Here is a 16,611-nt window from a genome sequence, read left to right as displayed (position 1 = left end):
AACCTACTCAGGCAACTTAAACAACTTCGATTGAGAACATTACTACTATGCTCCTCACAGATACACGCGAAGATCCCAAAAGAGCTTGGTTTCAGCGCTTGCCATTAATGCTTAATGGCCCTCACCAAACAAACCTTACAAATCAACTAGAACTCAAAACAAACGACCTTCTACTAAGATAATACAAGGCATAATCCTAATAACTCGATTGATTATGAATAAACGATACTACAAATCACTCTGGCTCCTTTCCGCAGCCTTGATCCCCTTTGGAGGATTGAACGCCCAGGAACAGGAAGAAGAGGTATATGACTTATCCCCTTTTACGGTGGATGAAACTGGTGACATTGGTTACAGTGCCACTTCGACACTGGCTGGAACTCGCCTGAACACAAACCTCCGAGACATTGGAGCATCTATCTCTATTGTGAACGAGGAGTTCCTCGAGGACACGGCGTCCGATAACATGATGGATGTGCTCCTCTTCACCCCGAATACTGAAGTTTCCGGTCCTAACGGTAACTTCTCTGGTTACCAATCAACAGCCGGTAGCTTGATTCCTGAAGGTGAAACTGACCGTCCTCGTGGTGGTAACACTCGGATTCGTGGTCTGGCAGCAGCCGACTTGACTCGTGATTACTTTATCACAGACGTTGCATTTGACACGTACAACACTGACCGTATCGCTGTTCAGCGTGGCGCTAATTCCGCTTTATTCGGAATCGGTAGCCCAGGTGGTATTGTAAACAACACCACCGTTCGCGCGAACCTGTTTGGCAATAGCGGACGTGTTCGTTTCCGCACTGACCAAAATGGTTCATTTCGCAGCTCATTCCGCTACAACCATGTTTTGATCGAAGATAAGCTTTCTATCATGGTAGCTGGTTTAGTTGCTGATAACAGATATCGCCAAGAAGAAGCTTTCGGAGAGGACGAACGCATTTATGCATCGCTCCTTTGGGACATCAGCGATAATTTGCGCTTCCACATGAGTTATGAAACGGGAGACAAGCATTCTGCAAATCCTGACTACACTCCACCCAACGATGGTATCACACCATGGATTGAAATGGGTAAACCTATCTCCATGGGCGGCGCACAGGGTTCTGACCTTTGGCGTGGCAAGGGTTATTTTGTGGAAGGAGTTCTAAACAATCGCTGGCTCGACCTAGCTGCACCTGGAACTTCCAGTGGTTTTGTAAGCTACTTCAACACTACAGACAGAGAACCATTTTTCGGAGGTAACACCTTCGTTCGCAGAAACCGCGGTGCTCCTGGTGGAGATGTAACTGGTGAAATGATGCTTTTCCAACCTCGCGTCCGAGAGAATTCTATCCGTCGATGGGGATACCACCCGAACGGCGCACAAGCTGCACCTGGAACTTCAGGGTTCTTCGCAGGTGGATTTGTAGGAAGTCAGATTCTCGACCGCAGCATCTTTGACTACCAGAATCACCTCTATACGGGTGGAGCCCACTCACAAAACTCTGATTGGGATTTATTCAATGCTTCTTTAGAAGGCACTTGGTGGGACAACAAAGTTGGATTCGAAGTTGCGACATTCAAACAGGACTGGTTCTCAAAATCATCCAATCCTTTGCAAGGTCTTAGCCAACGCACCATATACATTGACCCGAACATGTATTTGATCGGAACAACCAATGGCGAAGCAGATGGCCCTCCTATTCCGAATCCAAATTTTGGAACGCCAGTTATCGGCGGTTGGTGGCAAGGAAACAACCTGGCTGCAGATCGAGATTCAACTCGCGCAACAGCGTTTGTTGACCTTCATGCTGAAGATTTCTTTGAAGACGGTCTGCTGACCCGCATTCTTGGAAGCCTAAAGATCACAGGACTATATCAAGAACGCAAAGTTGAAGATTTGCAGTCCTATGGACGTTACAAAATTGATCCAGCTGCAGTGGTTTCCAACCTGGAAGGCGATACAGCCATTAGTTGGGCTTCAATCCGTACAGGTTCCATTTACTCCCTACCTCATAATTCAAGCATTGACTACCTCGGTGCCACTTCAATCAACGACCTGAAAGGCGCCAACATCGGGGCAGTTCCTTTTGGTCAAGCACGCGATCGTCCTTTCCAAAATGTCCCATGGCATAGTTGGAGTGAGAGCGCTAATGGATTCGTAAACTTCAATGCAACTACCTTCAACTTGGATGATAACAACAACTTCCCTGCCTCGTTCTACGCTGGCAAAGGTCTTGAAAAGTTGGATTCTCGGGTGATCGTTGCTCAGGAGCATTTCTGGGATAACTCAGTGGTTGTTATGGGAGCCTGGCGTTCAGACCGTCTGCGCTCAACTTCAATCAGTGCACCTGGAGGAACCGGGATCACACGTGAAGGCGACGACACGAACGATCCGACCTTCCTGGCTGGGCCACAATCCGCTGACCTTACAGAGGATGCAAACCAAGACAGTGCTTCTTGGAGTGCGACTTGGCACATCACCGATATGTTCGAAGATCTTCTCGGCGATGGGAATGAGCTATCTGTATACATGTCAGAGTCTGACAACTTCCAACCTCGAGGTGGACGCGTAGATGTCCTGAATGGATCTGTTGATGACATTGTAGGTTCTACTGAGGAAAAAGGTATTATTCTTTCCGCTAGAGATGGAATGTTCGTTGCTCGCTTGAACTGGTTCGAAACTGGCATTCTCAATAATTCCTTCGACAAAGGTGGTGTTTCTGCCAACGAAGGAATCTTATTGAATCTAGCACGTCAGTTGGACAATCCGGACAACATCGCTCAAGGCTTCGGAATCAGTGACGCACAAGCAGTACTTCCCCCACAAGGAGTCATCGACCTGAACGAATTTGTTCCTGATTGGGCAAATGCTGAAGCTACCTCCAACCGTAATTCCGGTGACACTGGAACACAGGATTTCACTGCTGAAGGTAACGAGTTGGAAATTGCATACAATCCAAACGAGAACTGGACGATGGTCTTGAATGTTGGAAAACAGGAAACTGTTCTTTCAAACATCTACCCTGTTCTTCGCAATTACGTTGAAGATTTCGTGGTTCCAAACTGGGTTAATAGCTCATTTGCACAAAACTACTTCATTGATGACGATTCTACCGAGACTCTCGCTGAAAGAGCACAAAATAGTATCGTAAATCCAGTCGCTGAAGCTGTTACCCAAGAAGGCATTCCTTCTATCGAGCAACGCAAATACCGGGCCTCATTCAACACTAGCTACCGTTTCGGTCGCGACAACGACATGATTCCAGGCTTCCTAGGTGAATTCACTGTGGGTGGCGGATATCGTTGGCAGGATCGTGCAGGTGTTAGCTTCGGGGTTTCACAGAACTCCTTTGGCAACTACGCGCTTGATCCAAGCAGACCTTTCTATGCTCCACGCATGGACTTTGTAGACATGTTCTTCCGGTCTGAGTATCAGTTGAGTGACAAATACGACCTCACAATTCAGCTGAACATCAAAGATCTTTTCGGTAACGACGATCTTGTTCCAATCTACGTAAACCCAGATAGCACGAAGCTCTACCGCTTCCTTCCTGGTCGATTGGTCAGCCTGACCGGTACTTTGGAGTTCTGATTTGATTAATTATTAATCGCATCAAATTATTAGGTAGCCGGCCCCCATTATTGGGGGCCGGTTGTTTTATAGACCATCAGTTTTTATATTTCATCAGTATATATTCACCGAGATACATCTGACTGAAATCAATATCGGTCTAAGAGGCTTCCCCTCCTACACATTCAATTTTTAATAGAAACTAAATGGCACCTATAAAAGCAGCCATTATCGGCTATGGCATTAGCGGACGACTGTCTCACGCTTATGGCCTATCATCAGACAAGCGTTTTGAAATTGTTGCTGTTTGCGATCTTGCTACCGAAAACCGCGAACGAGCCGCCAAAGAGCTCAACTGTAAGACCTACTCCGATTACCATAGCATGATTCGCGAGGAGTCACTGGACATAGTCAGTGTTGTTACTCGTTCGGATACCCATGCAGACATTGTCTGCGATTGCCTTAAAGCAGGGTTACACACCGTGATCACTAAACCCTGGGCTCTTAACCAAGAGGAAGCACGCACGATGATCGCAGCTCAAGAAGCAAGCGGAAAAAAGATCTTCCCCTGGATCCCTATGTATTGGGCTCCCGACTACATCTGTATCCGAGGACTATTGGCGGAGAACGTAATTGGAGACGTATTTCTCATCCGACGTTATTATTCTGATTTTCGGTATCGAGATGATTGGCAAACTGAGAAACGATTTGGAGGTGGCTATCTGCTCAACTGGGGAATGCACATCCTTCAACCCATCATTGGTCTGGCAGAAAGCAAAGTGAAGCGGGTGTTCGGCCAACTCCAGCAGGTCATAAATGCTGGCGACGCCGATGACAATTTCTTGGCGGTTCTTGAGTTTGAAAACAGTGTGAGAGGAATCGCAGAATTCACAGAATCCGTCCATCGTTTCCCCAGCTTTATTATTCAAGGTAAGCGAGGCACTATCATTTCAGACGGCGAAACCGTTACCGTCAAACAGGCCAACCCAAACACCCCTGAAGAAATCGAAACTCAGGAATATCCTCTGACTGGAAAACAATTTGGCGACGAAGCACACATCTATGAGGATATTGCCAACCACCTATTGGACGGAAAACCCTTTCAAACTCCACCGGAACTAGCCCTCGAAGGCACGGTCGTACTGGATGCAGTCAGTCAATCCCATGAAACTCGACAAACGGTTGAAATACCATGACCAATTGCAGCTCATAAGCGAACCACCTCCTGCTTTCCCCTTGACCATTAGCTGAACCGAACCTTTTTATAGTTCTTACCCGCCTCCTGCGAAGTAGGTCCTAACCAAACTACAATTTCAAGATGAAGCCCAAAAGACCTTCATGCAAAACCATTGCCGAGGAAGCAGGTGTCAGTCGGATGACTGTCTCAATGGCTCTGCGTGACCATCCGCGAGTCGCTGAAGAAACGCGCAAACGGATTAAGGAAATCGCGCTCCGACAAGGCTACACTCCTGATCCCAACTTGACTGAACTTATGCGCTATCTTCGGAAGCGCGATATCAGCAAGGAAGAGCCCGTCATTGCTTTACTGAACGGTAAACCCTATCCCGTTAAAGAATTCGGAGCCGAGGCAAAGTTAATCAGAGAAGGAGCCATCAAACATGCCGAAGAGCTTGGCTTTAAGACTGAAGATTTCTGGCTCCACGAACCCAATATGCGTGAAGAGCGTATGGTGCAAATTTTGGAAACCCGAGGCATTCGTGGTGTAGTAGTTCTCCCCGTGGAAGAGCTCAAAGACGTGTTCTCCTTTCCTCACGATGATTTTGAAGGAGTAGCCACGTGCTCAGTCGCTGCCAAGCTAGGTTTCAACCAGGTTCACCCCCACTTCTATCAAGCCATGCACGTCGGCATTGCTAATCTCGAAGAAAAAGGGTTCAATCGTATAGGCTTCTGCGAGACCACAGCTCAGGATGAGCGCTCCAACCACCTCTACCATTGTTACCTCACTTGGTATCAGCAAGGGATTGAGGAAACAGACCGTATTCCCCCGTTGCTTCAGGAAAGTATAGACAAGGATGATTTGCTGTCCTGGGTTAAGGAAAACAAACCTGAGGTCGTATACAGCTCCAACATGGATCATTATCGCTGGCTTAAAGAAGCTGGAATGAAAATCCCTGAAGACATCGCATTTGCCGCCCTAGGACCTGCTGAAGAAATTACGGACGACATTGCACACGTTCACATTGGCTACAGGAAGATCGGTGCTACAGCCATCGACATCCTGAAAACCAAATTGGCCCATGAAAGCCTGGGGCCAACCGAGAATCCAGCAGTAACTCTGATTCGCGGAGAGTGGAAAGATGGTGCCAGTGCACAACTGCCGAATAAGGCTGCTGTGGCGAGTTAGGGTATTTGAAACGGCGCTCTCGGCGAGGTCGCCCTACCCTTTTTAAATCGATGTAGGAGAAACGAAGACGCCCTACCCACCCAAATTCACCATCCACCATAGCAGGAAGACCACAAAGCCTACCACGAGCCAACTGCCACCAAACCCCACTACGTCGAGCTTGGTTGGTTTCGCAATCTCCCAATTACTGTTAGGGAACATCTTTCTATGCGCTATGAGCTCTGGATTTTCGGCCACCCGTGCAATCGCCGCGGCTTCCTCTTCAGGCGTTTTCTGAATCGGAGTGTAGATTTTTCCAAAGAAATAATCCAGGTGCTTTCTATCTGCCGGTTTCGTAAAAAAGGATACCAGGAACAGAATCACAAAAGGAAAGAAGGCACTGAAGAAGAAACGAACCGCTACGAGTTGAGATTTCTTCCAGGATGTAAAATCGATTCCTAACCAACTCATGACCCAGACCTCAGCCTCAAAGCGACCAAAGCCCATGAGAGGTGAATTCGGGTCCTCAGGATTAACACGGGCTACACTCTCAAAAAAGATACCTCTAGGCTCCACGCGAATTTCCTTCATGATGGTGTCGCCCACTTCGGCTGCACGTCCTGCGGTCACATCCACGGCCGTTGCAGGAGTCTTATATCCTTCGGCATATCCATCTGTCTGGACAAGAAATGCTTCATGGGTTCGGGCCCAATTCCAGCTCTGAAATACATTCGGAATAACCGCCAAGATGGTAAAGCAGACTACCACCTCAATCATGACCGCTTTCCGCGTCAATCCCCGCCAAATATATCCCAACCAAATAGGAGCTCCAAAAATGGCGGGAATAGTGATCAAGTATTTAAAGATATCGAGAAGATTATCGATATAGACGGCTGCGCCGATACCACCGAGCAGAGTGACAGCGATAGTGATTCGACCAACTGTCAGGTAGTGCGCTTCGGACAACCCCGGTTTCAATGGCTGATAAATATTACGAATAAAAAGCGCGGAATTGGAGACGGATCCAGCATCCAAAGTAGACATATTGGCTGCCAGAATCCCGACCAACATTAGCCCCACTGCCCCTGGCAACAGTAAGTCACGGCTCATCACTCCCCACACTAGATCGGGATCATGAATCTTGCCGGCATAAAGCCCTAAAGCAATCAATCCGGCCAATACCCAGAATAGCATGAGGAAACGTTTGAAAAACATACCTCCGATCATTCCAAAGCGGGCAACCTGCTCTGTAGTAGCCGAACCGGCCACTTGCATGTTCTGAGCCACGGCAACGATCGCCACCAAATTTGAGAAGAACATGGCCATGATGGTATACCAGGCATACTCGCTCAGCGTAACCGAACCAAACAGTTCAAAATTAAATTCCGGGACTGCCGCATGCAGCCCGCTAAAGCCACCTAGTTTATTTAACCCCAATGGAATGAGCAGTACAGAAAATATAATGATCAGAAAACCTTGAATCGCATCGGTAATAGCTGCCGCCCGAAATCCGCCCATAATGGTATAGATCGCGACCACCAACCCGTAGAAAATATAAAAAACAACGGGATTCGTGTAGGAATAGAACGACTTCAGCTCACCCTTTACATTCTTTTGGTAGAGTACATCATAGCGAGCTTCCTGCTCAACCGTCCTATCCGAAAATGAGACTTTGGAAAGTGATTGATACTCCTCAAATTCCTCTACGGTTACCTGCTGCTCGTGGGAAAGCGCCTCAAACGGCTTTGGCGTCAATGCCATCATCGTCTTACCAGCCACCATATAGCCCAATCCTCCACCAATAAAGGCCATAATCAGAGTAAATCCGGCAAAGCTACCTCCCAGCAAAGGGCTCTGAAATCGTTCGGTAAAGAAATCACCCAGTGTGGTCACGCGTGTCCGACGAAAGAAGAGTGTCGTAAACCAATAAAAGGGAGTAATAAATAGCACCAGGAACTGGATCCACATCCCTCCCGCGCCTTGTCGGTACGTTTCACGGGTTACAGCAACTGCCTGATCTGAATTGGTCGAGGATCCAAAGTTTAGGAAAAACTGGTAGAACTTACCTAATGAACGACCCGCCAAAAAGTAGTCATCCGTGTCTTGGTTATTTTCGCCCGCCTTTTTGCCTAACCAGAGGATAATCCCCAAGTAGAGAATCAATACAATGATATCGAGAATATGCAGTCCAAATAGTTCCATTCAGCAAACGGGGTAAGGTGATAGATAACCGAACAGTTTGATAAGGAATAATGCAATGCCCATTATCCAACCGGAACGTCTGTCTCGATATACCGTAAACTCCTTTGCAGAATCGACCCACTACTCTATCCTGCCACTCTAATGTTACAATTTATATAGGTCATTCAGCTAACATGTCTAAGCTTACCCACATCTCCACCGGTCGTCCAGAATTCGATGAATTTTACCCCCGCATAGAAGCGTTCCTCAAAGAAGACACCATGGACATGGTGATCGACGGCGTACCCGTTCATGGATACCGGTCTCCAGATTGTCCCGCCATCTGGTTGCGGGATCACAGCGATATCATTCGTGGAGCTCGTCACTTTGAGCAAGATATGACCTCCGCGGTCACCCATTTTGCAGAGACTCAGGCAAAGAACGGACGAATTTTTGATTTTTTCACCGACCAACCCTTAGCAGCCCCTACCGAGAGGGAGAACTGGGTCAAATACGTGCGCGTACCGGTTGAGGCCGATGTTGAATATCGTTACGTCAAAGCAGCCTACCTCGCCTGGCAAACGACGGGAGATGATGCCTGGGTCCAAGGACTCCTTCCTTCACTGGAAGCGGCCCTCAATTATGTCTTTACCCATCCGTGTCGATGGGATGAGAAGCATCAGCTCGTCAAACGAGCCTACACCATTGATTCATGGGATTTTGCTTATACCGCAGGCAAACACGATTGGCTTCAATTCCAAATCGATGACAATACCTTCTGGGGCATCATGCATGGGGACAACAGCGGCTACTATGAGGCATGCCATTTGTTAGCTCGTCTTTTCTCCCGTTTCGATAACAGAGATAAAGCAACCCACTGGCAGCAATTCGCGGAAGGTCTCAAAGATCGCATGAATAAACTCTGCTGGAATGGCGAATTCTACACTCACTTCGTCAAGATCACAGAGATGGATATTCCGGGTCTGGATGAAGCGAGTCAACTAAGCTTCTCCAATCCCATGAATATCAATCGCGGTGTCACGAGCTTGGATCAGGCACAATCCATCCTCCAGGAATATCAAAACCGTAAATCATCCACCGGATCTTTCGCCGAGTGGTTCTCCATCCATCCCGGCTTTCCAAACGGTGCGTTCGGCGAAGAAAAAATGGTCCCTGGAGCCTATTGCAATGGAGGTATTATGCCTTTGGTCGGTGGCGAACTTGCCCGTGCGTATTTGGAAAATGGATTCGAAGAAATCGGCGTCGAAACGTTGCGCCAGTATTACTCCATGATCAAAGAGAAGGACGAAACGTTCCTCTGGTATTTCCCAGATGGTACAGCATCCTCTATCGATAATAGTACCAGCCCCGACGCAATGCCGACCGATGGCTGGGGTTCTTCCTCAATGCTTCATGGCTTCATGGAAGGTTTGGTCGGCATACAGGACCAAGGCCGCATGCTCGACACCGTTCGTCTCTGTCCGCGTTGGTCCGCCGCAGGCGTGACCTCCGCCAAATGCTCTATGGGCTACAAAGCTTCGGGCGCCCAGTTCGCTTACCAGTACGAAGAAACTGCCAACGGCATCAATCTCGAGATCGAAACAGCTCAGTCCGATGTTCAGCTTCACCTTCTACTCCCAGAACGGGCAACCGTACAAGATCTTAAAATACAAGGGAAGAGTGAACCATTTGAGCAGTTTTTAGTAGGTACAAGCAACTATATCCGAAGTCAGACAACCGTCGACAAGACGACCAGATTGAAAGTGACCTTTACCTAATATATCACGATTTCCATTTGCAGAGCTTGCAGTGGCAAGCCATCGTGCAAGAGTTCATCTTCATCCACGGAATCATTGCAAACCGAAGCACAATTATGACAGACCCACAAAAAACAAGTTAGTGACTATTCCACATAGTTGATATCGAAATGAAATCTGTGTTGAGAAATATAGTGGTAGTTCTGGTAGAATCTGCTCCATCATTACCCCGTGTGGGAAACCGAAATTTCCTGGAGTTCTTCAGTTTCCTAAATAAGCACCCCGAAGAGGATGGTTCTATCCTGTGGCCAAGCTACTATAAGGAACGAGGGGATCACGTACGTTCGAGTATTTCGGAGTATATCGATTCAAGATCCCAATACTACTATCTTCCTATCGCAGACCTCTTTTTACAGGAGGAGATGGTTGTAACAGGTCGAGGTAGAAAGGTCTACTATCTGGACGATAATCATCTAACCTACGCAGGAACCAACCTGGCAAGAGAGCGATTCAACAAAGCGATTGATAGTCTTCTAAACGAAGAGCCTTTCCCCTTCTCTCCTCCTGAAGAAAATTAAGGCTTTACCATAAACTCCCGGGAAGGTCCCCCGCCCCAAGCCCTTCCGCTTCTATAAGGAGTGGACACAATGCCCGAACTGACTTTTCTCAACGGCCTCGATTTTACTGTGCTCGGCTTATACATGCTGGCCGTTCTTGGGGTGGGCTTTTACGTAGCTCGGTTTAATAAGGGTACGGCCGACTATTTCAAAGGAGGTGGCAGCATTCCCTGGCGTTTGTCGATGCTTTCGCTTTTTATTTCCGGTTTCTCGGCCTTTATGTTCGTGGGAGCTGCCGGCATCGCGTACGGCAATGGCGGAGGCGCCCTACTCCTGTTTAGCATGGCCCTGCCGGCTTACCTGATCGGCGCATGGGTCTTTGGTCCTCGGTGGCGTCGCACACGTCTCGATACTCCATTGCAGTTTCTGACCAGGCGCTACTCACAAAGCACCACTTACTTTTACACCCTCCTAGCAGTCGTGCCCAACACACTTGTGCTAGGAATCATGATTTATACCCTCTGTATCTTCATCTCTACCGCGATGGGGATCAGTGAAACCATATATAGCCTGGGCCCCATCACCTGCAGTGGATTTCAACTGACGATGCTGGTAACAGGCCTGGTCATAGTCGCCTACACAACCTTGGGCGGCTTGTGGGCCGTCATGGTTACGGATGCAGTGCAATTCATCATCGTACTGCTGATCACATTGATCATGACCCCCTTGGCCTATTCTCACTTGGGTGGAGGAAACCCGTTTGAAGGAATCACACGATTATTCAGTGAAGCGCCCGAAGGTTATTTCGGTATCAACCTCGATGGGAAGCCCCTGCTCTTTTGGCCTACCTGGTTCATCTACATTGTCTTTGGCTATAATGTGAATTGGCACATTGCTCAACGCTACTACAGCGTCGCCGACGAGCGTGACACCAAGAAAATGGCCTATTGGGCCGGTGGTCTTTCCATGATCATGCCGATGCTGTGGATCATTCCTATCCTGGTAACACCCATTCTCTTCCCGAATATTGGAGAACTGTGGCCGAACTTGGCAAAACCTGAAGAGGCATCCTTTGTTACTCTAGCTTTGGCTATTCTGCCTCATGGCATGTTGGGCCTTCTAACAGCGGCCATTTTCGCTGCCACCATGAGTTCTACCGATACGACGTTTAATTGGTTAGGCGCAGTATTAACCAAAGATGTTTTTGTGCCCATCTCAGAGAAAGTCCGCAATCACACACCCACAGAAAAAAACCAACTGTGGGTCGGTAAGTTCGTCGTAGCTTCGCTCGGAGTCATAGCCATTTGGATTGCCTTTAACATTCAAAAATACGGCGGAGCCTTCGACGTTTATATGAAGGCCGAATCTCTCTACAAAATCACTCTCTTCGTTCCAGTCTTTCTTGGAATCCTATTTACGCGCACACCTTGGTGGTCAGCAATCGCTTCAGTGGGAGTTGGCGTAGCATCCGTTTTAGGCATTGGCGTAGCCGCAGCGATCCAGTCCGGAAAATCAGTCACAGTGATGAATATATTGTTCTCCGACATGAATGCCAGTTGGTTCGGATTCGATCTTACTCGCTACGAACTCAATGCCTTGCTCGGACTCTTCGCCTGCACGATCGTGTTTGTTGGATCAGCATTTTTAAACCGACGAGAAGGCTCATTTAAAGACCGTGTCGAATCTTTTGAACAGGATCTCAAAACACCCGCCCATGCCGACGAGGATCACAAAGTTGGTCCAGAAGGTCTTAAAGCTTACCAGATCATGGGCATACTTTCCATCGGTCTGGGAGCGGTACTTCTGGTCCTTACCATTCCCACCTTTACCGACGGTGGATGGCTCAACGGAATAGTCGGAGCACTCGCTGTAGGCATCGGATTACTCATTTTAAAATCGGTGCGTCTCTATGCAATGAGACATCACATTTCTACCACCACTCATATAGATACTTAAATCATGACCAGACGTGAACTGCTTCGCATCGGCGGTACAACCGCTCTACTAGCCGGATTATCACCCCTAACGAAACTCTCGGCCAATCATCATAAATCGAACGGACGTATCCGCCTCTTTTTCAAAGAGTCAGACCTTCCGCGTATCCGTGCCAACGCCAAGACGCCTTTGTTAAAACCGCTGTTTGACAAATGGGCCGCTAATGATCCCTCCGTTCTGAATGAAGCAATGGCCAAGTTCAGCGAGACGGGCGAAATCATTCGTGACCTGATGACCGCCATGCGCGCCATGGACGATAGCCTGGCCGTGTATCTGGTGAACCCAAACAAAGAACGTGAGCAATCGATATTGGATGGTATTGAAGTCATGATAGCTCGTCCCTACTGGGATTACTTTCGTGATGGCGGAACGGAAATCGTCGGCATCCAACGGGCATCCTTTACCGCGGTTCACCTGCTGATCGCGCGGGAAGTACTGGGGGACAAGATCAGTGAAGACCTAGACAAGCGCTTGATGAAAGCGATCGCCGACAAAGGCTGCGCTCCCTGTTACAACACCGTTTACGACATGGATCATCCAGAGACGGTGAAAGGCTGGGATTTTGATGAACAGCATGCTGGCTACTATGACATCAATATGGACCGATGGCCCATGATACTTGGCGCCAACAATTTGAGAGCAGCACCTGCAGGAGCGTTAGGCCTGGGCGCGCTCGCCTTGCAAGGCATCGATGATCGCGCTGAGCTTTGGCTGGAAACCGCGGTCAAGAGCACCGAACGGTTTCTGGACCTTTTTAGTCCGGACGGCTCCTTTTTCGAAGGCATCAGCTACCTCTCTTATTCCATGCGTACGACCATGCCGTTTATTCATGCGCATAGTCAGCTCGTTGGTGACATCGACTGGGGTGAGCATGTGAACTTGGATGGCATGCTAGATTACATCATGTACATGCAATTCGGAAAAAAAGCCGATGGCACGCCTGACGTCGTCAACTTCAGCGATTCACGTGGCAGTGTAAACCCAGGTGCCGTTACATTGGCTGGCCAATATAGCGGCAATCCGCTTGCTGGCTATGCGGCGACCCATGCCGGCGATCCTGTCTGGATTTTCGACATACTCTGGTATGATCCCAAAGCAGCTTCCAAGCCACCTGGCAAAAAGATACTCAACGTTCTTAACGATCTGAACTGGGTCATCTGCCGCAGTGGATGGGAAGCCAAAGATTCCATCGTTGCCTTTAAGAGCGGAGGACCTGCCAATCATGAGCATGCCGATCGCAATCATGTCATGTGGAAGAATTACGGCGAACGTCTTTTGAATGACCATGTAGGTGCTGCCTACGACCGGCGGCATGAAGGCTGGAAAATGAGATTTACTCGAGCGCATAACGCCGTGCTTTTAGATGGTAAAGGGCATCCTTACCTCGATGGCATGGAAGGCACCAACGACAGCAAAGCCTATGCAAACATTCTTCAATACGAAGACCATGGCGACCATGTCTGGTGGACCAGTGATGCCAGTGCCTCGTACATACTCGACAATTATCACGCCCATCAAGTGCTTCGCACGGTCCTCTTCGCAAAGCCCGATGTGCTTGTAGTGATGGATCAGGTACGATTTCGGTATCGCCCACAAACGGTCGACGCTCGTTTCTATCCTGACAATGCGGATGGCAATGGTGTTGTGAGTGCCCAAGGACAACGATTCACCATTTCACGTCCGAACGCCCAACTTCATGGTCTAGTCGCCTCGGATAACGAAGCAGCTCCAAGAGAAGCCAAACTCGAGATTGATACCGAAGTCGGTCACTTCCCCTGTATTGAAGTCCACTCAAAGGAAGCCGTAACTCACCACATCTTAACCGTAATGGTCGCCACCGAGGGCGCCAAGTCACCCGCCCCGACTATCCAGCTCCAACAATCCGGTAATACCTGGAATTTAGCCACAGGCAACTTCGCGGCTGAAATAAAAACCACAACCCGAGAACCACGAGTTTCGATACTATAAACTATAAAAAGGAGTTAACCACGAATGCACACGAATAGACTCGAATCTTATACAACGCAGTCACTTTATCCTTTAGCAATTCGTGTTCATCTGTGTCCATTCGTGGTTAACTAATTATAAATACGCCGTTGTCAGTTTGAAACAAAGCTCCGGCATCAATTCCGAGTGACCTCAAAGAACCAACAACACCTCGAACGAGCCCTGCGCACTATCCCCTGGGCCTCGCAGACCAATGCCAAGCGCTACGGACATGATGGAATAGAAGAGCGACCCACTTTCATTAAGAAGGCCAAAGGCTGTCGCATGTGGGATCTGGATGAGCGGGAGTATATTGACTACCGTGCGGCTTTGGGGCCCATCATTCTGGGATACCAATATGAAGCGGTCGATGAAGCGGTTCGTAAACAGATGGAACTGGGAACGCTATTCAGCATGTCTAGTCCACTGGAAGCGGAAGCCGCAGAGAAGATTCTTCACACGCTCGGCTGGGCCGATAAAATTCGATTCATGAAAACGGGAGCAGATGCCTGCACCTGCTGCGTTCGCCTGGCTCGAAGTAAAACCCAGCGCGACCATATCCTCACCATCGGATACCATGGCTACCATGACTGGTTTGCCTTTCAGTGGCCTAAACCGGGAGTCCCTGAAACCTTAAAGCAATTTGTACACGAAATCGGCTATGGCGACATAGAAGCCATTGACCGGGTGTTTAAGGACCATGGCCCTGACTTGGCTGCTGCAATCACCGTTCCACATGAATGGCATTTAAATCCCGACCCATCTTTCATCGAACATCTTAGAAAGAGGTGCACCGAACATGGCACCGCATTGATCTTCGATGAAGTCCTTACCGGTTTTCGTTTGGGCAAAGCGGGTGGAGTTGAATTCTTTGGCGTGACTCCCGACATGGCCGCTTATGCCAAGGGAATTGCAAATGGGTACCCGCTATCCGCATACGCTGGCACAAATGAATGGATGAACACACTGGACCAGACGATCATCACCACTACCTATGCAGGAGAAACCCTCTCCCTTGCAGCGGCTTGTGCCACCATGGATATCTTTGAATCAGAACTGGTGCATGCTCATATCCAATCAATGGGGAAAATGCTTCGACAGGGATTCGAATCCATTTTCAAAGAGACCGACTTTCCAGCCACAACGATCGGCGTCGATCAGGGAGCGGTCATCGACTTCAGCCCTGCTAGAGAAAAAGCAGAAGAACTCCACCGTAATCTTTTCAACAAACTCTATACCAAGGGAATCTTTGCCAACGACCAGTGGTTCATCACCTACTCTCATCAAGAAGCGGATATTGATGAAACATTGGTAGCGATGAGGGAAGCAATCAAGGAGATCTATTAAGAATACAACCAACCGGAAAGTGCAGCTGCATCTTTCGGGAACTGGTTCAGGTCATGGTCCTTTACAAGCTCAATTAGAACCCATCGTTCCAATCGATCCTGAGCTAGAACTTCTAGGTATGAGTTCCATTCTTCTTCACCATCCGCCAAGGGTTGGACATGTGGCCATGACTCCTGAGCAAAATGATTACAATGCACATTTGTTACCCAGGGAAGAACCCTCTTGAGTCCTTCCAATCGCTTTTCAGCTGAGATCTGCAAAGGTGGCTGCCAGAGAGTTCTTAAGTTATCATGATGAAGCAACAACATCAGCTCCACGGTAGATTCAGGCGTTTCAGTGATGGTGTTCTCATGAAACTCAAAATCGATTCGGACATTCCTTCCAGCAGCCATATCGGCTATTTCATGCGCCCTTTCACAAAAGACGGAATACTCATCACCTTTCATAAGGTGAGGGCCTTTCGATCCACCCCAGACCCGTATTGCCGGAGCGCCCAATTCGATTGCCGTCTCCAGCACAGCTTCAAATGACGGACCTTCATCCTCGGCAGACGGATCAGAATCGGCAAAGCGGTAGTAGGATCCATAGGAAGCAACTTCGAGTCCCGCATCCCTAGTCATTCGTCCCACATCACGAGCCCCGTCCAGATTTCCATGAGGCACGTGCACGTCACCACCCCACTCGATACCTTGAAGCCCATGTTCGGCAACTAGACTGATGATCTCTTGGGCAGAGAGTTCTCGAAAACTGATAGATACAAGGCCGGTTTTCATGCCGTGAACGATGAGATAGATTTGGTCAATCTGTCTAGCTATGCCAATAGTTACAATAAAGCGCGTCGGCACGTGCAGTCTGGAGAGTCTCTTTCAGACTCCCCCCAGAGTGTGG

The 16,611-nt window shown here is 48.6% G+C and carries 10 protein-coding genes; 8 read left to right on the top strand and 2 right to left on the bottom strand.

The features are described from left to right. Window positions 1-214 precede the first annotated feature (214 nt). The 3 genes from GA003_06165 to GA003_06155 all read left to right on the top strand — a co-directional run bounded on the left by GA003_06165 (window position 215) and on the right by GA003_06155 (window position 5,921). Window positions 215-3,577 carry a TonB-dependent receptor plug domain-containing protein gene (locus tag GA003_06165; protein QXD29552.1) on the top strand — a complete coding sequence of 1,121 codons (3,363 nt, stop codon included), beginning with the start codon at window positions 215-217 and terminating at the stop codon, window positions 3,575-3,577. Window positions 3,578-3,762: 185 nt separating this feature from the next. Beyond that, a complete protein-coding gene (locus GA003_06160) occupies window positions 3,763-4,752 on the top strand; it encodes a Gfo/Idh/MocA family oxidoreductase (GenBank protein QXD29551.1) in 990 nt (329 codons plus the stop codon). Window positions 4,753-4,874: 122 nt separating this feature from the next. Next, window positions 4,875-5,921 carry a LacI family transcriptional regulator gene (locus GA003_06155; protein ID QXD29550.1) on the top strand — a complete coding sequence of 349 codons (1,047 nt, stop codon included), beginning with the start codon at window positions 4,875-4,877 and terminating at the stop codon, window positions 5,919-5,921. Window positions 5,922-5,993: 72 nt separating this feature from the next. On the opposite strand, the gene GA003_06150 is transcribed toward GA003_06155, so the two are convergent. Further along, entirely contained in the window at window positions 5,994-8,102 is a 2,109-nt protein-coding gene (locus GA003_06150; GenBank protein ID QXD29549.1) for a sodium:solute symporter family protein, read from the bottom strand. A 173-nt stretch (window positions 8,103-8,275) separates the two neighbouring features. On the opposite strand from GA003_06150, the gene GA003_06145 reads away from it, so the two are divergent. The 5 genes from GA003_06145 to GA003_06125 all read left to right on the top strand — a co-directional run bounded on the left by GA003_06145 (window position 8,276) and on the right by GA003_06125 (window position 15,723). Beyond that, a complete protein-coding gene (locus tag GA003_06145) occupies window positions 8,276-9,859 on the top strand; it encodes a hypothetical protein (protein ID QXD29548.1) in 1,584 nt (527 codons plus the stop codon). A 149-nt stretch (window positions 9,860-10,008) separates the two neighbouring features. Then, window positions 10,009-10,416 carry a hypothetical protein gene (locus tag GA003_06140; protein QXD29547.1) on the top strand — a complete coding sequence of 136 codons (408 nt, stop codon included), beginning with the start codon at window positions 10,009-10,011 and terminating at the stop codon, window positions 10,414-10,416. Between the two features lie 69 nt (window positions 10,417-10,485). After that, window positions 10,486-12,351 carry a hypothetical protein gene (locus GA003_06135; GenBank protein ID QXD29546.1) on the top strand — a complete coding sequence of 622 codons (1,866 nt, stop codon included), beginning with the start codon at window positions 10,486-10,488 and terminating at the stop codon, window positions 12,349-12,351. Between the two features lie 3 nt (window positions 12,352-12,354). After that, window positions 12,355-14,358: a heparinase II/III-family protein gene (locus GA003_06130; protein ID QXD29545.1), complete on the top strand. Its 2,004-nt coding sequence runs from the start codon at window positions 12,355-12,357 to the stop codon at window positions 14,356-14,358. 165 nt (window positions 14,359-14,523) lie between these two features. Continuing rightward, a complete protein-coding gene (locus GA003_06125) occupies window positions 14,524-15,723 on the top strand; it encodes an aminotransferase class III-fold pyridoxal phosphate-dependent enzyme (protein QXD29544.1) in 1,200 nt (399 codons plus the stop codon). On the opposite strand, the gene GA003_06120 is transcribed toward GA003_06125, so the two are convergent. Next, window positions 15,720-16,496 carry a sugar phosphate isomerase/epimerase gene (locus tag GA003_06120; GenBank protein ID QXD29543.1) on the bottom strand — a complete coding sequence of 259 codons (777 nt, stop codon included), beginning with the start codon at window positions 16,494-16,496 and terminating at the stop codon, window positions 15,720-15,722. The genes GA003_06125 and GA003_06120 overlap by 4 nt on opposite strands. Window positions 16,497-16,611: the final 115 nt, after the last annotated feature.

This window comes from Opitutia bacterium ISCC 52 (genome assembly GCA_014529675.2).
GTDB lineage: Bacteria > Verrucomicrobiota > Verrucomicrobiia > Opitutales > UBA2995 > UBA2995.
This window is presented reverse-complemented; position numbering and strand designations above follow the sequence as displayed.

Coding starts and splice junctions, on each gene's coding strand:
- GA003_06150 (QXD29549.1), bottom strand. CDS start 8,102: ATGGAACTATTTGGACTGCATATTCTCGATATCATTGTATTGATTCTC.
- GA003_06135 (QXD29546.1), top strand. CDS start 10,486: ATGCCCGAACTGACTTTTCTCAACGGCCTCGATTTTACTGTGCTCGGC.
- GA003_06155 (QXD29550.1), top strand. CDS start 4,875: ATGAAGCCCAAAAGACCTTCATGCAAAACCATTGCCGAGGAAGCAGGT.
- GA003_06120 (QXD29543.1), bottom strand. CDS start 16,496: ATGAAAACCGGCCTTGTATCTATCAGTTTTCGAGAACTCTCTGCCCAA.
- GA003_06145 (QXD29548.1), top strand. CDS start 8,276: ATGTCTAAGCTTACCCACATCTCCACCGGTCGTCCAGAATTCGATGAA.
- GA003_06130 (QXD29545.1), top strand. CDS start 12,355: ATGACCAGACGTGAACTGCTTCGCATCGGCGGTACAACCGCTCTACTA.
- GA003_06160 (QXD29551.1), top strand. CDS start 3,763: ATGGCACCTATAAAAGCAGCCATTATCGGCTATGGCATTAGCGGACGA.
- GA003_06140 (QXD29547.1), top strand. CDS start 10,009: ATGAAATCTGTGTTGAGAAATATAGTGGTAGTTCTGGTAGAATCTGCT.
- GA003_06165 (QXD29552.1), top strand. CDS start 215: ATGAATAAACGATACTACAAATCACTCTGGCTCCTTTCCGCAGCCTTG.